Below are 21399 nucleotides of genomic sequence, written 5' to 3'. Positions count from 1 at the left end.
CCCGCGCGCCGCTCAGCGCGATCGGCCCTTCTTCCGCTGCGCCTTGCGGGCGAAGAACGCCCTCCGCGCGTCCGAGGACGTCGCGCTCTGCCGCTTCTTCACCTTCGGCGGGAGCTTCGCGAGCGGCACATCGCCCACGACGTCGCTCGCGCCGCGCGGCCCGCCGAGGAGGCCGCGCGACGTGAGCGACGCGCGCTGGTACGTGATGAGCTCGCCCGCCTTCTCGAACGAGTCCTCGCGCACGCAGACGAGGCCCGCCCGCACGAGCCCGCCGAGGAGGTGCTCGAAGTCGCGCCGCTCCAGCGATCCGTCGGCGAACGCCTCGCGGTAGAGCCGGCCGGTCGGCTGCTCGCTCTCGCGGAGCGCCGCCAGGATCTTCGCGATCGCCTGCGCCTCGTCGCGGCTCGGCGCCCGGAACTCCCGCGCGGCGCAGGCGGCCGGCGCGCAGACGTCGCAGAGGCCGCAGGGCTCGCCCGTGTCCTCCTGGTCGCCGAAATGGCGGACCAGGTGGAGCATGCGGCAGCCGTGGCCCTCGGTGAACCGCGCCATCTGCACGAGCTCGGCGAGCTTGTGGCGCCGCTGCGCCTCGTAGGGCCCGCGCCACCCCGGCTCGCCCAGGGCGATACCCCCGTCCGGATCCACGCGCGCGCCGCCGTGGATCCAGAGCTTCTCGAGGGCCTTGTCGGCCACCTCGGGATCGATGCCGAGATCGCCCAGGATCGCCTCCTTCGGGCGGGGCTCTTCCGACAGGACCTCTTCGATGCGCTGGAGCATCGCCGGATCAGGGTAGTCGCGCTCGTGGAAGAACTCGTGCATTCGCCGGTCGACATACGAGTGCATCAGCACGGCCCGCGAGGGGAGCCCGTCGCGGCCGGCCCGGCCGATCTCCTGGTAATACCCCTCGACGCTCCCGGGCAGCCCGGCGTGGACGACCGTGCGGACATCGGGCTTGTCGATGCCCATGCCGAAGGCGATCGTGGCGACGATGATCTCGGTGCTGCCGTCCAGAAAGGCCGCCTGGATCCGGTCGCGCACCTGGGCGGCGAGGCCCGCGTGGTACGCCTCGGCCGGGAGATCCTCCGAGAGGCCGGCGGCGAGCGCCTCGGCGTCCTTCCGCGTCCCGGCGTAGACGATGGCCGGCGTCCGGCCCTCCTGCCCGAGCAGCGCGCGCACCCGGGCGAGGCGCTCTCCCGGGCTGACCTCGAGGATCTCGATACCCAGGTTGCTCCGCCGGAAGCCGTGAATGAACCGCGCCGCGGACGCGAGACCGAGCTGCTCGACGATGTCGTCCTGCACGACCGGCGTGGCGGTGGCGGTCAGCGCGATGACCGGCGCCGGCCGGAGCGCCGGGAGGCGCTGGCCGAGCATCCGGTAATCAGGGCGGAAGTCGTGGCCCCATTTCGAGATGCAATGGGCCTCGTCGACGGCGACGAGCACGGGCTTCCGGCGGGCGAGCAGCTCCGGGAACCCGGGCACACGGAGCCGCTCGGGGGCGATGAAGAGGAAGTCGAGCGCGCCTTCGAGGTAATCGATGCAGGCCTTCCGCGACTCGGCCCGGCTCCGGCCGGAGTGGATCCGCTCGGCGGCGAAGCCGCACGCCCGGAGCTTCGAGGCCTGATCCTCCATGAGCGCGATGAGCGGGCTCACGACGAGCGTCGTGCCGCCTCGGGCGATGCCGGGGAGCTGGTAACAGAGCGATTTGCCGGCGCCGGTGGGCATGACGAGCAGCACGTCGCTCCCCGCGGCCGCCGTCCGGCAGACGGCCTCCTGGTAGGGGCGGAACACGCTGAAGCCGAAGCATTGGTGGAGCAGCTCGACGAGATCCTCCGGCCGGCGCGCTGGAGACGAGGCGACCGCCGGCGAGGACACCGTGCCCGCCCCACGCGCCGGGAAGGACCCGATGGCCGCCGCACGCGCGGGCGGCGGCGCTACCGCCGCGGGTCGCGCCGGCGGCGACGTCGCTGCCGCAGGCCGCGCGAGCGACGGCGCTATGGCCGCGGATCGCGCCGGTGGTGACGTCGCTGCTACAGGCCGCGCAGTCGACGGGGCTACCGCCACGCGTCGCGCCGTCGCCGCCGCCGGTCGCGCTGGCGACGGCGCCGCCGCACGCGACCGCGCCTGCGCCCGAGCCGGCGGCGATGCTGCCGCCGCCGCCGCGACCGCCTGCAGCGTGCCAGCCGATGCGTCGCCCGGCACGGCCCCTGCGCTGCTGCCCGGAGCGCGGCGAGGCGTCGCCTCGCGGCCTCGACCGGTCCCCGGCGCCGCGGCCGCGGCGCGGTCCCCCTTCGCGCGCGACCGCGCCTCGCCGCGCTCCTGAAACGGCGACGCCCCGGCCTCCGGGGAGAGCGCACCGCCCCCGGCCGCGCGCCGCCCCGCGCTCACCTCCGCCACCACCTGGCGCACGTACGACTCGATACCCGCCATGAACGACGGCAGATCGCCTCCGCCCCGGGCCATGCGGGCGAGCTTCGCCTCCCAGGCGCCCGTCATCGCGGGGCTCTTCACGTCCGCGTGGACGACCTCGATCAGCCCGACGCCCTTGTCGGTCGCGTGCAGCAGCTTGCCCTTGCGCACGATGTACTCGCGCCGGAGGAGCGTCTCGATGATCGCGGCCCGCGTGGCCGGCGTGCCCAGGCCCGAGTCCTTCATCGCCGCGGAGAGCTCCTTCTCTTCCAGGCTGCTGCCCGCGGTCTCCATGGCGGTGAGCAGCGTGGCCTCGGTGAAGCGCGGCGGCGGACGCGTCTTCTTGGCCTGCGCCTCCGCGTCGAGCACGAGCTGCACCTGCCCCCTCGCGAGGCCCGGCGGGAGCCGCTGATCCGCGGTCTCGCGCTCGCCCTCGCCGCCCTCCCCGTCGCGCGCATCGCGCGCATCGGGCCCATCACCGTCCGATTCGCCCTTCCTGCGCGGCCGCGCAGGCGGCTTGCCGAAGCCGATGTCGAGCACCTTCCACCCGACCTTCTCCACGACGCTGCCCGCGCTGTGGTAGCGGTCCACGATCGGCTCGCCGCCGCGCGCGCCCGCGCCGCCGCGCGTGGTGATCTCGGTGATGACGGTGGTGATCGAGGTGACGTGATCCTCGTGCCACGCCGAGAGGAGGCGCCGGCAGATGAGGTCGAAGATCTTCTGCTCGTCGGTCGAGAGCTCCGCGCGCGAGGACCGAGCCCCCGTGGGGATGATGGCGTGGTGATCCCCGACCTTGCCGTCGTCGACGAAGCGCTTGCCGAGCGGCCGGGCCCCCGTCCCCGGGGCGAGCATCCCCCGATACGAGCCCTCGATCGCCTGCACCGCGGCGCCGAGCGTGGCCGCGACCTCCGTCGAGAGGTGCCGGCTGTCGGTGCGCGGATAGCTGATGAGCTTCCTGCGCTCGTACAGCGCCTGGGCCACCTCCAGCGTCTTCTGCGCAGAGAAGCCGTAAAGGCGGTTGGCGTGCCGCTGGAGCTCGGTCAGGTCGTAGAGCAGCGGCGGCGGGAGGCGGCGAGACTCCGACCGGACCGCCTCGATGCGCGCCTCGCCGCGCCGGGCCCGCTCGATGATGCGCCGCGCCTCCTCGCCGTCCGGGGGCAGGCGCCTCCGCGACGGCGCGGTCTCGGGCCGCTCGCCGGCGTTCGGCCGCTCGCCGGCATTCGGCCGCTCGCCGGCATTCGGCCGCTCGCCGGCGCCGGGCGGCTCGCCGGGGACCGGTTTGTCGTTGAAATACGTGCCCTTGTACGACTCGTCGGCCGCGCCCGAGGCGTCCTCCCGGAGCGGGCAGAAGGTCGCGACGACCTCGAGGTACGGCTCGGGGACGAACCGCCGGATCGCGAGCTCGCGCTCGACGACCATGGACAGCGTTGGCGTCTGCACGCGACCGACCGAGAGATCCTGGTCGAAGACCAGGCTGTAGGCGCGCGAGAGGTTCATGCCGACGAGCCAGTCCGCCCGGCTGCGCCCGCGCGCCGCGTCGGCGAGGCCGTCGTAGCCGCGCGCGTCCCGCAGCCGACGGAGCCCGTCGCGGATGGCGTCGGGCGTGAGGGACGAGATCCAGAGCCGCTCGACCGGCTTCTTGCACCCGGCCGCCTCGTAGATGTACCGGAAGATGAGCTCGCCCTCGCGGCCGGCGTCCGTGGCGCAGACGACGCGCTCGACGTCGCGCCGGCCCAGGACTTTGCGGACGATCTCGAACTGGGCCCGCGTCCCGGGGAGGACGACGAGCGGAAACTGCCCGGGCAGCATCGGGAGGAGGTCGAGGCGCCAGCGCTTCCAGGCGGGGTCGATCTGGTGCGGCTCGGCGATGGCGACGAGGTGCCCGATCGCCCACGTGACGACGTAGCCGCCGCCCTCGAGGAAGCCCTCGGCGCGCTTCGAGGCCCCGAGCACCGCGGCGATGTCACGGGCGACGGCGGGCTTCTCTGCGACCACGGCGATCATGCGGCGACCATGCGAAACGAGCGAAACGCGCGAAACGAGCGAAACGCGCGAGAACCGAGGGCGGCGGGCGTCGTCCGCACCTCACGCAGGCGTTGATAGCGCGAGCCGCGGGCGGGCGGTATGGGGAAGCGGGCGGCCAGCGAGGCCCGCGCCCGACCGGCGCCTTGACACGCTGGCGCCGAGCGGGTTCACGTAGCGCCTGGACGGGAGTCATCACTTTCGTCAAGTACGTCAACCCGTGGTTGACATCTCGGCGCGACGACGCGCCGCCATGAGGACGCCCACGCCACGAGCGCTGCGCGGGCTCCCGGGCACACCGTGAACCATCGGTAGGCGGTTCCAGGCAAGTGGCATTGTCGTTGCCTGTCTCGCGGCAGCGGAGCAGCGCCGGCCCGGTTCGGTGGCCACCATCTCCGGGCCGCGGGTCGCCCATCATGATTTCAGAACGAGAGGTAGCGACATGAGATTAGGAATGAAGTCGGCTTTCACTTTGCTGCTCGTGATCGGCGCCGCCGGAGCCATCCAGCTCGGCTGTTCAGACGACGCGGGGACCCCGGACGGCGGCCAGGGAGGCAGCAGCTCGAGCAGCAGCACCGCCGCGACCGGCGGGAGCACCAGCGGCACGGGAGGCGCCGGCGGCGGCAGCACCGCCGCGAGCACCACGAGCGGCGCGACCACGAGCAGCTCCAGCACCACGGCCGCGAGCACCACGGCCGCGAGCACCACGAGCAGCTCCAGCACCACGGCCGCGAGCACCACGAGCAGCGGCACGGGGGGAGAGGAGCCGCTCGGCGACGAGCTCCCGATGGAGATCCCGACGCCCACGAACGGCAACGGCGAGATCAGGACCCAGACGACGGTGCTCAAGAACGCCGCCCACGGCGGGCAGGACGTCTACGACTTCAACAACCAGAAGATCGGCGTGAACAACACGGCGGACTGCGACGACGGCGAGGGCCAGAAGACCGTGTTCGAGGTCGAGGACGGCGTCACCGTGAAGAACCTCATCATCGCCGGCGGCCTCCCCGGCGGCAACGGCATCGTCTGCAAGGGCGACTGCACGCTCGATCACGTCTACTGGGAGGACGTCTGCGAGGACGCGGCGACCAACAGCGCCGACGGGGCGACGATGCACATCAACAGCTCCATCGCCCTGCACTCGGCCGACAAGATCTTCCAGCACAACGCCAAGGGCGGCTCCACGACCATCGTCACGAACTCGTACATCGCCGACTTCGGGAAGCTCTGGCGCTCGTGCGGCGACTGCACCGCGAACGGCGGCCCGCGGCACCTGATCATCGACAACGTCAGGGTCGACCGGGTGAAGACGACGGTCGCCGGCGCGAACCAGAACTACGGGGACACGGTCACGATCACGAACCTCTACGTCAAGGGGGGCTACGACGCGGGCGACGACAAGCCGAAGATCTGCCAGGAGTACAGGGCCGTCACCGATCACATGGGCGAGTCCGAGAAGCTCCACGGGGGCGCGAGCCAGTGGGACACCGCCACGTGCCGCGTGAGCAAGAGCGACGTGAAGAGCTGGTGAGCGCGCGAGGGGCAACGCGCGCCGGCGCCGCTATGCGCCCGCGTCGAGCTTCCGGCGCAGGTTGTCGCGCGCGCGCGCCTCGAGGCGCGCGTGGAAGTACGGCGAGAGGAAGATCCGCTCCGCCGCGAGCAGCTTCTCGAAGAAGCGCCGCCGGCCTGCAGCGTAGAGCTCGGGCGGCACGGCGCTGTACTCCGCGGCGATCGCCCGGTCGTACGCGTCGAACGCCGCCGCGTCGCTGCCCAAGATCGCCATGTCGCAATCGAGGAAGAGGGCCTCCTCCTCGCCGACGTCCGCCGGATCGAGGGCCCCGTGGCGCGCCGTGAGCAGGATGAGCCGCTCGATGAGGCCCTCGTCGAGCCCCTCGCCGGGCAGCCAGCGCACCACCGCCTCGCGCGCGAGCTCCGCGCTGCGCGCCTCGTTGTCGTGGCGGCCGGGCACGTACACGGCGTCGTGGAAGAGCGCGGCCAGGAACACCTCCCGCGGCCTCCGCCAGCCGACGTCGCGGGCGACCTCGCCCACCCGGCGGAGCACCTCGCCCACGTGCGCCAGGTCGTGGTACGCGCGCCCGGGCTCGCCGTAGGCCGCGCGCACCGCGCCCCACAGCGGCTCGGGCAGGACCAGGCCATCCGGGGCCTCCGGCGGCGCGTCGCCCACGTTCCGCTCGGCGCGCGCCTCGCCCGCCGCGATCCAGCCGTCCGGCCTCACGCGAGCACCAGATCCTCGGGGCGGAACAGCTCCCCGTCGTACGTGGCGACGCTGCCCTTCTCCGTGGCCTTCGCGTGGTTCTTGGCGAGGTTGGCGCGCCCCTGGATCTCGCGATCGGTCAGGAAGCAGTCGACGTCGGCGACGCACAGCCCGGCCGAGAACGTCGGCGACCGCTCGACGCGGCGGTAGCGGCGGCGGGCGAGCCGCTCCTGGAGCGCGCGCAGGAAGTCCACCGCCCACGCGCGCGTCGCGTTCGGCAGCGTGATCATGTACTCGTCGCCGCCGAACCGGTACGCGTGCCCGTGCGCGAAGACGTGCGCCTCGATGCTCTCCATGAGCGGCGGGAGCACGTGGAGATCGACCGCGGTCTCGGTGTGCTGGACGTTGAACGCCTTGAAGTCGTCGATGTCGATGAACGCCACGGCGATCGAGGCGCCGCGCAGCGCGCAGCGCGCCCGGTAGTGCGCCAGATCGGGCAGGAAGAGCCCGGGCGCCTCGAGGATGTGGAACTTCTCGTCGTACTCGCGCGGGCGCAGCGGCGGCGCCTCCGGCATCACGGCCTCGGCGTGCCGGATCGACATGTAGTCGGTCAGCTGCGGCACCTTGAGCGCGCGCGTGGCTGCGAACCAGGGCGCGGCCATCAGCTGCTCCAGCCCGTGGACCTCGCGCCGGAGGTGCCGGATCGTCTCGGCGTTCACGGCCTTCTGCAGCGGCTCCTCGATCGCCGTCGCGCTGTCGCGCCGGAGATCGATCAGGATGCGCTTGAGCAGCGGGCCCTGCGTGTCGTGGATCTGCGCGTGCGGCGGGCGCAGCTCGAGCTGCCGCCCGAGGAGGCTCAGCTGCCCGATCAGCTCCGTCACCTCCGGCGGCTCGTAGCCGCGGAACTCCTGCCGGATCACGTCCGCCACGTCGCGGCGGAACGCATCCGTGAAGCGGGTGACGCACTGGGACAGGATCTTGGCCTCGGACTGCGTGAACTCGAGCACCTCACGAGGATACCCTGGCGGCGGTGCGCCCAGCGCCCCGGACGCACCGTGCGCTGGAAATCCGCCGGAAATTCGGAGATGCTGCCCCGTCCCCCTCCCGCGCGATCCATGCACGACCCCACCCGGACGATCACGACCCTCCGAAGCGACGCGGTCGAGCTCCCGGACCTGCGCATCCTCGTCACCCCGCAGAAGAGCCCGCCGATCGAGGCCGCGCTCGGCGTCGCGCCGCTCGTGCTCGGGACGAGCGGCGAGTGCGACGTCATCATCCCCGACTCCCGCGTCTCGCGCCGCCACTGCCAGCTCCGGTTCTCGCCGCGCGGGGTCGTCCTCACCGATCTCGGCAGCAAGAACGGCACGTTCATCAACGACGTCCTGATCGTCGAGGGCTTCCTCACCCCGGGCGCCATCGCGTCCCTGGGCGGCGTGCCCCTCACCGTGCGCGTCGGCGGCGCCCCGGTCGTCGTCCCGCTCTCCACCTCGGCCAGCTTCGGCGAGGCCCTCGGCGGCAGCGTCCCCATGCGCGCGCTCTTCGCCCGCCTCGAGCGCGCCGCGGCCACCTCGGAGACGATCCTCCTGCTCGGCGAGTCCGGCACCGGCAAGGAGGTCCTCGCCCGCGCCATCCACGCGGCGAGCCCGCGCAGCGGCGGCCCCTTCGTCGTGTTCGACTGCAGCGCCGTCGCCCCGAACCTCATCGAGGCCGAGCTCTTCGGCTACACGAAGGGCGCGTTCACGGGCGCCCAGAGCGCGCGCGCCGGCCTGCTCGAGGAGGCGAGCGGCGGCACGCTCTTCCTCGACGAGATCGGCGAGCTCCCGCTCGATCTCCAGCCGAAGCTCCTGCGCGCGCTCGAGGCCCGCCAGGTGCGCCGCATCGGTGCCGCCGCGTACACGTCGTTCGACGCCCGCGTCGTCGCCGCCACGCACCGCGATCTCCAGGGCCGCGTCGCGTCGGGCGCGTTCCGCGAGGATCTCTACTACCGGCTCGCCGTCGTCGAGACCGTCGTGCCCCCGCTGCGCGAGCGCAAGGAGGACATCCCGCTGCTCGTCGAGCGCTTCCTCGCGGCGCAGGTGCCGGCGCGCTCGCTCGCCGACCTGCCGCCGAACGCGCTGGAGCTGCTCCGCGGGCACCACTGGCCGGGCAACGTGCGCGAGCTCCGCAACACCGTCGCGCGGCTCATGCTGTTCCCGCACCTCGCCGAGGAGGCGATCGTCAAGGTGGCGCCGCGGCCCGCCGACATGGGCGTCGGCCAGTTCGTCGCGCTGCCGCTCCGCGAGGCGCGCGACATGGTCGTCGAGCAGTTCGAGCGGACGTACATCGCGATGAAGCTCCGGGAGAGCGGCGGCAACGTGGCGCGGGCCGCCGCGTCGATGGGCGTCTCCCGGCAGCTCGTCCACCGGCTGATGGAGCGCTACGGCATCCGCAGCAAGGGCTGACGGGGGGCGCGGCGCTCAGGGTGCGCGGCGCGGCGCTCGCGGCACCGGGAGCCGAGAGCGACAAACGCGTTGAAACCCCAGAAAAGAGCAGGAATTTGAACCGTCAAGGACGCCAAGATTGTGAATTGTTCTTGGCGTACTTGGCGCCTTGGCGACTCATTTCTCGCTCGAACAACGTGATTGGTGTCCTAGTACTACAGCCGTACTTGCGGTCCATTTGCGGCTGTAGACGGGCGGACGGGCACGGATTTCTCGACGATTTTGATGTCTACAGCCGCACCTCGGACCAAGTACGGCTGTAGTACTAGAGCGGAGTCTACGGCTTGGTTGATGTTCTTGGGCTCGCCGCCAGGATGAGCCCCCTCGTGTCGAGGAGCAAGCCGTCGCTCGTCGGGAAAGGCTTGCGCTTCCGCTCCCGCCAGGCGCGGAGCGCTGCGGCGCGCTGGTGCTGCGCCCAGGTCACGGGAACGGACTCCATGTGGAAGGCGCTGGATCTCCTTGAGCAGGTCGGCCCAAATGTCTCTCACGTCCTCCTCGGGGAAGACGGAACGCGCGACGAACAGAGAGGGGCGCGAGTCGAAGTAGCAGTGCCGGACGAGGTTCTCCAGAAGGCTCCGGGCGTGGACATGGGCGGTGCGCTCCACCCCGAGCGCGCCTGCATGCGAGATGGCGAGGATGTCGGCTCGTGCAGCGTTCAAGAACGCCGGGACCGTCGCAAAGCCGCTGCAGTGCCACGCGAGCCAGTTCAGGTAGGCGAGGGTCTGCTGGGAGGCGGCGAGTTCCGATCCGGAGCCTCCGAGCCGGCGCTCGACCTGCCGGCCGACCTCCGCGAGCAGCTTCTCGCGCGGTGACACGCGGCGCTGTCGCCTACTCGCCATGGGCCTTCTTTCTGTTGATACGACGTGTCTCCGCGATCGCTCGGTCGGCAGGGCTGCGCAGCCCTTCGGCCAGCAAGTGCGTCGTGATGCCCCCGCTCTTCGCGGGCGCGAGGCGCTCCGCGTCCTTGAAGAGCCTCTCTGCGAGGTGCCGGCGCGATTCCTGGGCCTTGTAGGGCAGTGGAACCGGCGCCCACGTGGTCCGGAGCTGCGCGATGGAGTGCAACGTCGGCAGCACGATCACGTTCTCTTCAATTGCTGCGATCGCGAGGTTGCGGAGAATCGATTCAATCCTTTTTCATGCTCTGCCCCCGCAGCCTCTGACGTGTTCCTTAGCAGCTCCGCGATTGTGAACGCTCGCGCGGAAGGCGCGAGGCGTAGGTTATCTATGTTGCGGAGCGCTTGCTCGATGACGTCGTTGATCGGGGAATCCGGCTGCACATTCGCAGATTTGCCGAGGAGTCCACGGAGCTTCTTTTCGACATCGGCATTGTCGTGGGCCAACTTGAGTAGCTCGTCTTTGACAATTTCGAGCAACCGCTCGATCGAGACCGGCCCGTGGTCCTCGTCCGTGGGGCTCTGCTGCCGCTTGAAGTCGCGGAGCAGCTGGAGGACCTGCGCCAGCTCCTTCTGCCCGCCGAGGATCGCCTCGGCGGCCTGGAAGTCGTCTGCGGAGTGCTCCTCGACCAGGCTCAGCAGCGCTCGCGCTGCCCGTATCCCCTCAGTGCCTGCACGCTCAGGGCTCGTCACGGCTGTGCCTCCGCCGTCTCCGGACGAGAGCCGCGCCACACGTCGTCGCCCCGCAATGGCTCCGCGGGCTCTCGCCGTCTTCTTCGAGCGCGCTCGCGTACGATAAGCCGCTGTGCGCTGCGCTCGATGGCTTCACCTTGCACGCAGCGACGCGCGCCGGTGCGCACCATGCCGATGCGCCCCGTAGCGCGCTCGGCGCCGCCCCGGACCACGCTCTTTCGGCCCAGGACCGAGCCATCACGACGCTCGCGGCCCCACCCTTTCGGTTTGCTGCGCTACACTTCTTCGCGCTGCGATCCAGCTTCTTTTACCTACGCGCTGAGCCCCGCGCCTGCCACGACGCCCCCCTCCCCTGGCGGGTGCCGTGCGACGGCCTGCGGAGCACGAGTCTCGCTCACACGCTCGCTTGACTTTTTGGAGAGTCGGCGCAGCATAGGACCGCCATATGCGCTCCTGCATGCACTCCGCCCCTTGCGACGCGCCGGCTCTTGCCGCTCGCGTCGGCGCGCGACGCGCCAGGTGGACGTGCGGCTGCTCGAGTGATGCGAGCAGCGAACGAGACGGGGCAGTGGGCAAAGCGTAGCGTGAGACACCTTTAGCGATTCGCAGGCCCGCCCCGGACTTCGGAGCGGGCCTTTTTCGTTCCTGAAGTCCCCACGGGCCGCGCGACTGGAGGACCATCATGACGAACGAGCCATCTCCTTCTTCGGGCACCGACACACCATCCTTCTCTCCCTCGGACTCGGACGCGCGGGAGGCGCCGAAGCGCGCGCCCGAGCTCGCGTTCGGGACTTACCGCGTGAGCGGCGAGGCGGCCGCTCGGGCGGTCACGCGAGCGCTCGAGGCCGGGGTTCGCAGCATCGACACGGCGCACCTCTACAAGAACGAGGGCGCGGTGTTCGGTGCCGTGTGCGCCTTCGAGGCCGCGCATCCCGAGGCGGGCCCGATCCGCGTGTGCACCAAGATCTTCAAGAACCTGATCTTCGATCAGACCATCCGCGCCGTCGAGAGCTCGGCGGAGCGGCTCGGGCGCGCGCTCGACGTGGTGCTCCTCCATCGCCCGCTCCCCGGCGCGATGTGGCGCGCCCTGAGCGCCTGCGCCGACCGCGGCCTGGTGAAGGAGATTGGCGTCTCCAACTACTCGGCGACGCGGCTTTCAGCGCTCCTGGCGTTTTGCGATGGGCTCGGGGGTGGCCCGCCGTGCCGTCGCCCCGCGCTCAATCAGATCGAGCTCCATCCCTTCGTCGGCCCCGTCCAGCCGCTGCTCGGGCTCTGCCGCTCGGAAGGCATTCGCGTGCAAGGTCACACGGTGTTCGCGCGCGGCCAGTACTTCGATTTCGCGCCGCTCGTGCGCCTCGCAGCCGCGCTCGGGGTCTCGCCCGCCGTGGTGCTCTTGCGTTGGGCGCAGCAGCTCGGCGCCGATGTCGTGTTTCATACTTCGCGCGAGGACCATCTCGGTGAGGTCGTGCGCGCGACGGCGGCGGCGGCGCCCGTGCTCAGCGCGCGGGACATGGCCGAGATCAGCGGCTATTACGCGCTCGAGACGCGGCGCTTCTATCCCGAGCCCCTCTCCCCGGCGCTCGACGACGACGAGCTCGGAGGCGTCGTCGATACGACGCGCTACGTGGCGCTCGTCGCCGAGCGCCTGGACGCGGACCGCCGCGCCCTGGACCTCGGGCTTCCCGTGTCGGACACCGCGCTGAACCTGCCCGCCAACACGAATCGCCAATTGCTGACGGACCCGATCGCCAATCAGATCGCGTTGCAGCTCTTCCCGGTCGAGCACGGAAAGACGGCCGAGGGGAGCTATTCGCGCTTCCGCGAGCTCATCCGTAAGCTTCGCTCGACGGCCCACGCGAAAAAGGACACCGAGCCGCAGCCGAAGGCGCTGAGCTGCACCCTGCACTTGGCCCACCGTAGGATCGGCCCCCAACGCTTCGTGAAGGGAGAGCCGGTGTCGATGGCGATCGCTTATCCGGAGGCCATGCCGGTCGAAGTGGCTCCCGCGCAGGAGCTCGCGCCGTTCTTCGAGTTCCTCGGAGACCCGGAGCGGCTGGCCCCGGAGGCGTGCGACTCCACGGAAGCACCGCTGGTGTTCACGCGCGGCGCCTATTTCCCGGATGAGCGCATGGACCTCTGCAAACAGGTCGTGGGCCCGGACCACATCGCGAAGCTGTGCGAGGCGGTCGAGCGGCCGTTCCTCGCCGAGCGTGCGCCACGCTGGGGACGCGTGCGCCACTTCCTGCTCGGGAACAACATCGCCTGCGAAGGCGACTCCGTCGCCGGCGCGCAGGCGTTGGCGCGGCTCATGGCGAACCCGCGCGCCGAGATCGAGACGTGGTATCTCGCTGGCAATGGCATCGGGCCGGAGGCCATGGGCATCCTCGCGGGCGCTCTCGAGGGGAACGTGCACGCCCGCGCGCTGTGGCTGAAGCGAAACCCCTTGGGCACCGAAGGAGGGGCGCACCTCGGTCGCCTCCTCGCCAAGAACCGGACGCTTCACCTGCTCGACGTGCACAACACCGGGCTCTTCGACGAGGGCATCGAGGCGCTTTCGCGCGCCTTCGAGTCCGCGGACGGCGTGCTTCATTTGCGGCACGTCTATGCATCGGCCAACGCGCTCTCCGAGCGCAGCCTTTCGGCGCTGCGTCCGTTGCTCACGAAGGCGCTCCCGGCGCCTTGCTCGCTCGTCTCCTTGTCGTTGTCGCTCAATCGTTTCGGGAACGGAGGCCTCGACGTGTTCGTGGACATCCTCGAGACCGGCGCTCTCGGAAATCTCGAGCGGCTCGATCTTGGTTCGATCGGGCTCGAGGGGCCGGACCTCTCGCGGCTCACGCGCGCGCTCCTTCGACACTGCGAAAAGCTCCGCAGCTTGGATCTCGGGACGTATCTCAGCACGCGCGACCTGGGCGAGAAGAAGAACCGGCTCGATCCGGACGTGACAGAGCTCGAGCGCCTCTTGCGCGAGCATCCGGCGCTCGAGCTCCTCGACGTATCCATTTGCGGATTGCCGACGAGCTCCATCGACCGGCTCGTCGCCGCGTGCGGGGAGCACCAATCGCTGCACGGCGTCCGCGGGCACGCGGTTCATCACACCGAGCGCGAGCGGCGCTTCCTCAAGCATCCGAAGCGCGTGCTCCACATCGACTCGATCTATCGCGGTCGCGCGTGATCACCACGAATGGACCGCGCTCGCGGGCACGCACGGGATGAGGCCCTCGTCCCAGGTGGGCAGCATGCGGGCGTACGCGACGGCGCCGCCCGGATCACCAGCTCGAGCGCGCCCTGGCCATCCTCGAGAAGGCGCTCGGCGCCGACCACCCCGAGGTCGGCCGCGACCTCTACAACTTGGGCATGGCGCTCACGGACGCGGGCGAGCACGCAGAGGCCATCGCGACCTACGAGCGCGCGATCGCCATCCGGGAGAAGGTCGCGGCGCCCGACCCCGTGCTCGCCTCGTCGCTCACCAACATGGCCTCGCTGCTCGACGACATGGGGGACTACCCGCGAGCCCTCGCCGCCCACGAGCGCGCGCTGGGCCTGACGAAGCGACCTCCGAGTGTCACGAGATCCGCGCGAGGTCGGTCAGGTCCTAGAGCACGCCGTCGGGCGGATGCTCCGTTACCTCCGGCAGCACGGGCATCTCGAGATCGATCACGACGTCGAGGAGGACGACGAGCCCGAGGCAGCGCTCTGTGCCTCCGCCGTCTCCGGACGAGAGCCGCGCCACACGTCATCGCCCCGCAATGGCTCCGCGGGCTCTCGCCGTCTTCTCCGAGCGCGCTCGCGTACGATAAGCCGCTGTGCGCTGCGCTCGATGGCTTCACCTTGCACGCAGCGACGCGCGCCGGTGCGCGGTGACGGGAGGCGGTGGTGATCGCGAAAGAGAAGGAGGCCGAGGTTCTGCGCCTCTATCATGGTGAGAAGTGGCCAGTGGGCACCATTGCCGCTCAGCTCGGGCTGCACCACACCACCGTTCAGCGCGTGCTCGGGCAATCGGGCGTCGACCCGAAGGTCGTCGCGCCGCGCCCGTCGATGGTCGACCCGTTCGTGCCCTTCATCGTCGAGCAGCTCGGCAAGTATCCCTCGCTGCGCTCCAGTCGCCTCTTCGGCATGCTCAAGGAGCGGGGCTATCCGGGCGGTCCCGATCATCTGCGTCGGGTGATCCGCCGTCTCCGCCCCGAGAAACCGGCAGAGGCATTTCAGCGGCTGCGCACGCTGCCCGGCGAGCAAGCGCAGGTCGACTGGGCGCACTTCGGCAAGCTGGCTGTCGGCCGGGCGCTGCGCCCGCTCTGGGCCTTCGTCATGGTGCTCAGCTACTCGCGGCGGATCTTCCTGCGCTTCTTCCCGAGCGCGGCGATGCCCTTCTTCGTGCGCGGGCACGTCGAGGCGTTCGCCGACATCGACGGCGTCCCGCGCGTGCTGCTCTACGACAACCTCAAGAGCGCTGTCGTGGAGCGCCACGGCGACGCGATCCGGTTTCACCCCATGCTCCTGGCTCTGTCGGCGCATTACCGCTTCGAGCCGCGCCCTGTCGCCGTCGCCCGCGGCAACGAGAAGGGCCGCGTCGAGCGCGCTATCCGCTACGTCCGCGAGGCGTTCTTCGAGGCCCGGACCTACGCCGACCTCGACGACCTCAACCGACAAGCGACCGAGTGGACCAGCTCCGCAGCGCTCGATCGCTCCTGGGTCGAGGACCGCGCCCGCACCGTGCGCCAGGCCTTCGACGACGAGCGCAGCGTGCTGCTCTCGCTCCCCGACACGCCGTTTCCAGCCCACGAGCGCGTCGAGGTCGAGGTCGGAAAGACCCCCTACGCGCGCTTCGATCTCAACGACTACTCGGTTCCCCACGACCGGACCAGCCGCACGCTCGTCGTCCTCGCCGACCTCGAGCAGGTGCGCATCGCCGACGGCAACGAGATCGTCGCGACCCATGTCCGCTCGTGGGACCGCGGCCAGCAGATCGAGCAGCCCGTGCACATCCAGCGCCTGGTCGACGAGAAGCGCCGCGCCCGCGAGCATCGCGGCCTCGATCGCCTCGCCCGCGCCGCCCGCAGCAGCCAGGCATTCCTGCGCATCCTCGCCGAGCGTGGAGACAACGTCGGCAGCGCCATCGCCCGGCTTCTGCACCTGCTCGACGCCGTCGGCGCCGCCGAGCTCGAAGAGGCGCTCGTCGAGGTGCTCGAGCGCGACACCATCCACGTTGGCGCCGTGCGCCAGGTGATCGACCGCCGCCGCTCCGAGCGCCACCTGCCGCCTCCGATCTCGATCCCCGTCACGCGCGGCCAGCACGCCGCCCTCGTCGTCACGCCGCATTCGCTCGCCACCTACGACGCCCTGAAGAAGGACCCGACGCCATGACCGATCTAACGCCCACCGAGACGAAGGCCCGCCTGAAGGGCCTCGGCCTGTTTGGTCTGCTCGCGTGCTGGGAGGAGCTCGCCGACAAGCCCTGGCTTCGCGAGGTGCTCGCCATCGAGGAGCGCGAGCGCCACAAGCGCAGCCTTGAACGCCGCATCAAAAACTCCCGCGTATCCGCCTTCAAGCCCATGGCCGACTTCGACTGGTCCTGGCCCAAGAAAATCGACCGCGAGGCCGTCGACGACCTCTTCGCTCCCGGCTTCATCACCGCCGGCCACAACGCCGTGCTCGTCGGCCCCAACGGCGTCGGCAAGACCATGATCTTGAAGACGTCGCCCACCAGGCCGTCATCCGCGGTCACACGGTCCGCTTCTCGACCGCGAGCGACATGCTCGCCGACCTCGCCGCGCAGGAGTCCTCGGCCGCGCTCGCGCGCCGGCTGCACCGCTACACGGTTCCCGCCCTTCTTTGCATCGACGAAGTCGGCTATCTCTCCTACGACGGCCGCTACGCCGACCTGCTGTTCGAGGTCGTCACTCGTCGCTACGACGCGCAGAAGCCGATCCTGCTCAGCACGAACAAGGCCTTCTCCGACTGGGGCCAGGTCTTCCCGCACGCCGCCTGCGTCGTCACGCTCGTCGACCGGCTCGTGCACCGCGCCGAGGTGATCGAGATCGAGGCCGAGAGCTACCGGCTCAAGGAAGCCAAGGAGCTGAGCGCCTCCCGCATCAAGCAGCGCCGCGCCAAGAAGCACTGAGCCGCCTCTTCACCGGTGAACTTCACCGGCGTCGGATGCGGGTTTCACCGGCACCGGGCGCGGATTTCACCGGTGAACTTCACCGAACCCCCGCGGATTGCCGCGATCATCAACACCGGCGTCTTCCCGGAAAAGGTCCTCGTCAGCGCCTACACAAGCGACAGCGGCAAAGTCGTCGTCGTCGCCATCAACGAGACAACCTCCGCCCAGACCGTCCCCCTCGCCTTCGCAGGCGGCACCGCGCCAAGCGCGATGGTCCCCTTCGTGACCGCCGCTCCGAAGAACTGGGCCGAAGGAACTCCCGTCACCGTAACGGACGCCACGCTCCCGATGGCCCTCGAAGCCATGAGCGTGACGACGTTCGTGAGTCAGTGAAGCCTAGCCAGATCGGCCCCGTCGCTCAGGGGACCTTCATCAGGGCGTTCTGCTCTGCTTGCACGCGGCCATCGGTGCAGAACTTGCAGTTGTCGCCGTAGAAGAAGTTCCTGTTCGCTGTGTCATCCATCAGATGAACGCGGAACCAGGCCGCGGCCGACGACAGGGACACGCCATTTGCGCCCTGATAGACCCAGCTACCGTGATCCGCGTTGAGCTCGTTGAGGAAAAACGCGGGCTGATCGGTGACCGTCTTGAAGACATCGTGGACCCCGCTGCATTTCACCGTGGAGTCGTTCCCCCCGCAGAAGAACAACATGGGGGTGTGCACTCCCTTGAGGGCACTGGTGCCGCAAATCGTGCCGAGGGCCGAGAAACGGGGATCGGAGGCCGTCTTGCAAGTCGACATGCCCCCATAGGAATGGCCAAGCTGGCCGATCTTCGTGGTGTCGAGGGCGTGATAGTACGGGCTGCTCGCCTCCTCGGCTTGTTCCAAGATCCAATCGAGGCCCGCGGTCGTGGGAAGAGGATCGCCTTCGGCGGTCGCGGTGCTGAGAGAAGCCACCACGACGAAACCGTGGGACGCGAGATGGTTGACGATCGGTCCGTATTGTCCGCACCACTGATTGCTGCCGGCGTTGACGACGCATTTCGGCGGCCTCTGCTCCGGATTGTCCCGGTAGCCATTGGCCCAGATCAGGATCGGATGGCAGTGGCCGCTGGTTGCGATATTGCTCGGGCGGTACACGTTGAAGCGCTGTTGCTCGTCCCCATAGATCGGATCGGGAACGACGCCGGCGAGGGGGCCGACGTTCTTGTCTGCGGTGACCGAGAAGGGGCCCGTCTTGGTAGGATCGGCCGTGGGGAACGGGTCGCCGACGCAGCTACTGACCGAGCCGCCGCTACCGGTCGTGCCGCCGCTTCCGGCATTTCCTTGGCCGCCGCTGCCCGTTTGCCCGCCCGAAGCCGCGCCACCCGTGGCCCCACTCGAGCCGCCCGACCCCGAGCCGCCAGCCCCACCACTGGATGCGCCGCCGCTGGATGCGCCGCCGCTTTCGGCCGTTCCCCCAGAGCCCGTCGCACCACCGGAGGCCGTGCCCCCGCTGCCCGTCCCACCGCTGTCCGTGCCAACCGCGCCCCCGCTCGCGGCAGCGTCCCCATTCGATCCGTTACCACACGCCGCGGTGGAAACGCACACGCCCAAAGCCAGTAGCCAACGCCTCATGGTGACTCTGTCCTCGCCCAGCCGCTCAGCGTCGTCAAGCGCTTTGGCGGATAGGACAAGCAAACGCGTTCCGCAAAGTCAAGATTCTCGGAGCCGTTCCTGGCTCGTGCAGTCCGACTGTACGAGCTTATCGACAGAACGGGCCTTATGCGATCAGACAGGCCTTCCACTCGTGAAACGCCTGCGATTACCGCGACGTCGCACCAAGCGGAAGGCATCCTACCGTATAGCTGTACACTACTGGCACCAAGCGGAAGGCATCCTACCGTATAGCTGTACACTACTGAGCTCGTCCAAACGGCCGCCCCGTCACGCGCGGCCAGCACGCCGCCCTCGTCGTCACGCCGCATTCGCTCGCCACCTACGACGCCCTGAAGAAGGACCCGACGCCATGACCGATCTAACGCCCACCGAGACGAAGGCCCGCCTGAAGGGCCTCGGCCTGTTTGGTCTGCTCGCGTGCTGGGAGGAGCTCGCCGACAAGCCCTGGCTTCGCGAGGTGCTCGCCATCGAGGAGCGCGAGCGCCACAAGCGCAGCCTTGAACGCCGCATCAAAAACTCCCGCGTAGCCGCCTTCAAGCCCATGGCCGACTTCGACTGGTCCTGGCCCAAGAAAATCGACCGCGAGGCCGTCGACGACCTCTTCGCTCCCGGCTTCATCACCGCCGGCCACAACGCCGTGCTCGTCGGCCCCAACGGCGTCGGCAAGACCATGATCTTGAAGAACGTCGCCCACCAGGCCGTCATCCGCGGTCACACGGTCCGCTTCTCGACCGCGAGCGACATGCTCGCCGACCTCGCCGCGCAGGAGTCCTCGGCCGCGCTCGCGCGCCGGCTGCACCGCTACACGGTTCCCGCCCTTCTTTGCATCGACGAAGTCGGCTATCTCTCCTACGACGGCCGCTACGCCGAGCTGCTGTTCGAGGTCGTCACTCGTCGATACGACGCGCAGAAGCCGATCCTGCTCAGCACGAACAAGGCCTTCTCCGACTGGGGCCAGGTCTTCCCGCACGCCGCCTGCGTCGTCACGCTCGTCGACCGGCTCGTGCACCGCGCCGAGGTGATCGAGATCGAGGCCGAGAGCTACCGGCTCAAGGAAGCCAAGGAGCTGAGCGCCTCCCGCATCAAGCAGCGCCGCGCCAAGAAGCACTGAGCCGCCTCTTCACCGGTGAACTTCACCGAACCCCCGCGGATTGCCGCGATCATCAACATCCAGCTGACCGAGAGCGCCGAGAGCCCACCGATGCCAATCGTGGCGAACGGCGGGCCGTTATCGGAGCGGATGCGATGCGGTAGCCCGAACTCGCGGAACGCGCGCTCGAAGTGCGGCCGCACCGAGGCCTCGTGCGGCTTCGCCACGCCCTCGCACTTGAGCAGGTACCGCGACGCCTGGTCCGTCAACGTCAGCGGGTGGCAGCGCGTCCTGTCGCCGAGCGCGAAGTGCCCTTTGAAATCGGCGCACCACGTGTCATTCGGCTGCTCGGCTGGAGCCAGCGGCGACGGCATCGCGGTCGGCGGCGTCACCACGCGGCGTCGACGGGGCCGGATCAACCCGTGCTTCTTGAGCAGCTCGCCGATGGTGCTCGCCGCCGGTAGCCCCTCCAGACCCAGGCTCTCCAGCCGGGCGCGCAGCTTCTTCGGCCCCCACGTGGGGCGCTCCTTCCGCAGCTCGATCAGCGCGTCGACGAGCACCGTTGGCGTCGCATGCGGGAACGTGTGCGCCACGGGCCGCCGCTCCTCCAGCCCGCTCGGTCCGGCCTGCTCGTAGCGCTCGACCCACTTGTACCCCGTCTTCCGGCTGATGCCGAACCGCCGGCACAGCTCCGCGAACGTCTCGTCCGACTCGTTGACCTGCGCGATGAACCGAAGCCTCTCGTCCACTGAACATGTCTCTTTCCAAGGCACCAGCGCTCCTCCGTCGCCGGTCCTCTACGACATGTGTCACCTAAGCTCCCGGTCCGTCCAGGTGCTACCCAGGCTCCCGGTCTGAACCGTTACCCAGGCCACCGGTCCGTACCCAGGAGGAGGCCGAGGTTGCGCAGGAGGCGCCGGCGCCGCGCAGGAGGAGGCCGAGGTTGCGCAGGAGGCGCCGGCGCTGCGCAGGAGGAGGCCGCAAGCAGCACAGGCCTCGTGCGTGCGCTCAGAACACGCCGCGGAGCGAGAGCCCGGGGCCGCCCGGCGAGAACGAGAAGCTCGCGACCGGCGTGGCGGGCGCGACGGGATCGAGCTGGAAATAGAGCACCGCGCCCAGGCCGGCCGCGAGGAACCCCACGCCCGCGGAGATCGCGCCTGCCTTCCACGTGAGATCGATCGCCTCGACGTCCTCCGCCGGGCAGCCGGGCGCGCACCGCCTGCGGAGCTCGCTCCGGTCGAGGTGCCCCTTGATGCCGAGGAACGCGCCCACGCCCAGCCCCGCCGCGCCGACGCCGACGAGCACGAGCGGCCAGCGCTGCCGCACGGGCGGCGCGTCGGCGCCGACCGCGGGGCGGGACAGCGCCGGCGCAGGGAAGCGCACCGCGATCGGCAGCGCCTTGTCGCCCGGCGGCACCGTGACCACCGTGACGACCCGCGTCCCCGCCGCGTCCTCGAACGTCAGCGTGTGGCGCCCTGGATCGAGCTCGATCGGATCCTTCGGGAGCGCGTCGACCAGCGGCGCGCCGTCGAGGAGCACCCTGACCCGGCCCGGTGCGCCGCCGTCCGCGGACGTGGCCGACAGCGCGACGCTGGGCATGTCGCGCTCGACCTGCTCACTCCATCGCTGGCAATCGCGGGCGAGCGTCGCCGGGCACGAGCTCACGCAGACGCGGAGCTCGGCCCGCGCGCGCAGCAGCGCCCGGTCGCGGACGAGCTGCTGCGCTTGCTCGTACGAGGCCGCGCACGTCTCGCCCACGCCCTGAGCACGGGCGCGCGAGCTGGCGACGAGCGTGACGGCCGCGCCTAGGGCGGCGAGGAGGCCTCGTTTCATCGCGGCGTAG

The 21399-nt window shown here is 70.2% G+C and carries 16 protein-coding genes and 3 pseudogenes; 8 read left to right on the top strand and 11 right to left on the bottom strand.

The genetic code is table 11. The features are described from left to right. Positions 1–12: 12 nt before the first annotated feature. Both WMF34_RS17660 and WMF34_RS17655 read right to left on the bottom strand, forming a co-directional pair. Entirely contained in the window at positions 13–4407 is a 4395-nt protein-coding gene (locus tag WMF34_RS17660) for a DNA topoisomerase 3 (protein WP_437993984.1), read from the bottom strand. Positions 4408–4839: 432 nt separating this feature from the next. Beyond that, on the bottom strand, positions 4840–5178 hold the full coding sequence (locus tag WMF34_RS17655) for a hypothetical protein (RefSeq protein WP_044965143.1): 339 nt from the start codon (positions 5176–5178) through the stop codon (positions 4840–4842). Between the two features lie 34 nt (positions 5179–5212). Here WMF34_RS17655 and WMF34_RS17650 point away from each other — a divergent pair, with 34 nt between their 5' ends. Beyond that, on the top strand, positions 5213–5956 hold the full coding sequence (locus tag WMF34_RS17650; protein WP_044965141.1) for a pectate lyase: 744 nt from the start codon (positions 5213–5215) through the stop codon (positions 5954–5956). Between the two features lie 30 nt (positions 5957–5986). Here WMF34_RS17650 and WMF34_RS17645 read toward each other — a convergent pair whose 3' ends face one another. Together WMF34_RS17645 and WMF34_RS17640 are read right to left on the bottom strand one after the other, a co-directional pair. Further along, positions 5987–6610, bottom strand: a complete 624-nt coding sequence (locus WMF34_RS17645) for an HD domain-containing protein (RefSeq protein ID WP_080599269.1) — start codon at positions 6608–6610, stop codon at positions 5987–5989. A 47-nt stretch (positions 6611–6657) separates the two neighbouring features. After that, the gene (locus WMF34_RS17640; RefSeq protein WP_012236042.1) at positions 6658–7647 is read right to left on the bottom strand and encodes a diguanylate cyclase; all 990 of its coding nucleotides are present in this window, start codon (positions 7645–7647) and stop codon (positions 6658–6660) included. Between the two features lie 108 nt (positions 7648–7755). Here WMF34_RS17640 and WMF34_RS17635 point away from each other — a divergent pair, with 108 nt between their 5' ends. Then, positions 7756–9081: a sigma 54-interacting transcriptional regulator gene (locus WMF34_RS17635; protein WP_044965139.1), complete on the top strand. Its 1326-nt coding sequence runs from the start codon at positions 7756–7758 to the stop codon at positions 9079–9081. A 194-nt stretch (positions 9082–9275) separates the two neighbouring features. Here WMF34_RS17635 and WMF34_RS17630 read toward each other — a convergent pair whose 3' ends face one another. From WMF34_RS17630 to WMF34_RS17620, 3 genes are read right to left on the bottom strand one after another with little or no spacing between them, the layout of a single operon-like run. Then, complete coding sequence (locus WMF34_RS17630; protein ID WP_437993983.1) at positions 9276–9959, bottom strand: hypothetical protein; 684 nt, start codon at positions 9957–9959, stop codon at positions 9276–9278. Beyond that, positions 9949–10200, bottom strand: a complete 252-nt coding sequence (locus WMF34_RS17625) for a hypothetical protein (RefSeq protein ID WP_044965137.1) — start codon at positions 10198–10200, stop codon at positions 9949–9951. Before WMF34_RS17625 ends, WMF34_RS17630 begins: the two co-directional genes overlap by 11 nt. After that, positions 10197–10706 (bottom strand): hypothetical protein, encoded by a 510-nt coding sequence (locus tag WMF34_RS17620; protein ID WP_437993982.1) that lies wholly within the window; start codon positions 10704–10706, stop codon positions 10197–10199. Before WMF34_RS17620 ends, WMF34_RS17625 begins: the two co-directional genes overlap by 4 nt. 682 nt (positions 10707–11388) lie before the next feature. Here WMF34_RS17620 and WMF34_RS17615 point away from each other — a divergent pair. Further along, positions 11389–13878 (top strand): aldo/keto reductase, encoded by a 2490-nt coding sequence (locus WMF34_RS17615; protein ID WP_437993981.1) that lies wholly within the window; start codon positions 11389–11391, stop codon positions 13876–13878. A gap of 98 nt (positions 13879–13976) precedes the next feature. Then, a pseudogene (locus WMF34_RS17610) lies at positions 13977–14219 on the top strand (tetratricopeptide repeat protein); the annotation flags it as partial. A 79-nt stretch (positions 14220–14298) separates the two neighbouring features. Here WMF34_RS17610 and WMF34_RS17605 read toward each other — a convergent pair. After that, the gene (locus WMF34_RS17605) at positions 14299–14436 is read right to left on the bottom strand and encodes a hypothetical protein (protein ID WP_437993980.1); all 138 of its coding nucleotides are present in this window, start codon (positions 14434–14436) and stop codon (positions 14299–14301) included. Positions 14437–14576: 140 nt separating this feature from the next. Between WMF34_RS17605 and istA the strand changes: the two genes are divergently transcribed. From istA to WMF34_RS17590, 3 genes and pseudogenes are all read left to right on the top strand, one after another. Continuing rightward, complete coding sequence (gene istA / locus WMF34_RS17600) at positions 14577–16067, top strand: IS21 family transposase (RefSeq protein WP_437993979.1); 1491 nt, start codon at positions 14577–14579, stop codon at positions 16065–16067. Further along, positions 16064–16824, top strand: a pseudogene (locus tag WMF34_RS17595) (ATP-binding protein). The gene istA and the pseudogene WMF34_RS17595 overlap by 4 nt, the downstream one beginning before the upstream one ends. Positions 16825–16896: 72 nt before the next feature. Further along, a complete protein-coding gene (locus tag WMF34_RS17590) occupies positions 16897–17199 on the top strand; it encodes a hypothetical protein (RefSeq protein ID WP_437993978.1) in 303 nt (100 codons plus the stop codon). Positions 17200–17224: 25 nt separating this feature from the next. Here the strand turns inward: WMF34_RS17590 and WMF34_RS17585 are convergent, their stop codons facing one another. Further along, complete coding sequence (locus WMF34_RS17585) at positions 17225–18424, bottom strand: poly(ethylene terephthalate) hydrolase family protein (RefSeq protein WP_012236029.1); 1200 nt, start codon at positions 18422–18424, stop codon at positions 17225–17227. Between the two features lie 391 nt (positions 18425–18815). Between WMF34_RS17585 and WMF34_RS17580 the strand changes: the two genes are divergently transcribed. Continuing rightward, on the top strand, positions 18816–19577 hold the full coding sequence (locus WMF34_RS17580) for an ATP-binding protein (RefSeq protein WP_437993977.1): 762 nt from the start codon (positions 18816–18818) through the stop codon (positions 19575–19577). A 56-nt stretch (positions 19578–19633) separates the two neighbouring features. On the opposite strand, the pseudogene WMF34_RS17575 reads toward WMF34_RS17580, so the two are convergent. After that, positions 19634–20329, bottom strand: a pseudogene (locus WMF34_RS17575) (helix-turn-helix domain-containing protein); the annotation flags it as partial. A gap of 235 nt (positions 20330–20564) precedes the next feature. Then, on the bottom strand, positions 20565–21389 hold the full coding sequence (locus WMF34_RS17570) for a hypothetical protein (protein ID WP_437993976.1): 825 nt from the start codon (positions 21387–21389) through the stop codon (positions 20565–20567). Positions 21390–21399: the final 10 nt, after the last annotated feature.

The sequence above is a fragment of the Sorangium sp. So ce145 genome (assembly GCF_051525985.1).
Classification (GTDB): domain Bacteria; phylum Myxococcota_A; class Polyangia; order Polyangiales; family Polyangiaceae; genus Sorangium; species Sorangium cellulosum_B.
Note: the sequence above shows the minus strand (reverse complement) of the source record. Positions and strands in the feature narration are given on the sequence as shown.

Bases quoted from the DNA above. Each gene is read 5' to 3' on its own strand.
- WMF34_RS17660 (WP_437993984.1), bottom strand. From the start codon at position 4,407: ATGATCGCCGTGGTCGCAGAGAAGCCCGCCGTCGCCCGTGACATCGCC.
- WMF34_RS17650 (WP_044965141.1), top strand. From the start codon at position 5,213: ATGGAGATCCCGACGCCCACGAACGGCAACGGCGAGATCAGGACCCAG.
- WMF34_RS17635 (WP_044965139.1), top strand. From the start codon at position 7,756: ATGCACGACCCCACCCGGACGATCACGACCCTCCGAAGCGACGCGGTC.
- WMF34_RS17630 (WP_437993983.1), bottom strand. From the start codon at position 9,959: ATGGCGAGTAGGCGACAGCGCCGCGTGTCACCGCGCGAGAAGCTGCTC.
- WMF34_RS17615 (WP_437993981.1), top strand. From the start codon at position 11,389: ATGACGAACGAGCCATCTCCTTCTTCGGGCACCGACACACCATCCTTC.
- WMF34_RS17585 (WP_012236029.1), bottom strand. From the start codon at position 18,424: ATGAGGCGTTGGCTACTGGCTTTGGGCGTGTGCGTTTCCACCGCGGCG.
- WMF34_RS17580 (WP_437993977.1), top strand. From the start codon at position 18,816: ATGACCGATCTAACGCCCACCGAGACGAAGGCCCGCCTGAAGGGCCTC.
- WMF34_RS17570 (WP_437993976.1), bottom strand. From the start codon at position 21,389: ATGAAACGAGGCCTCCTCGCCGCCCTAGGCGCGGCCGTCACGCTCGTC.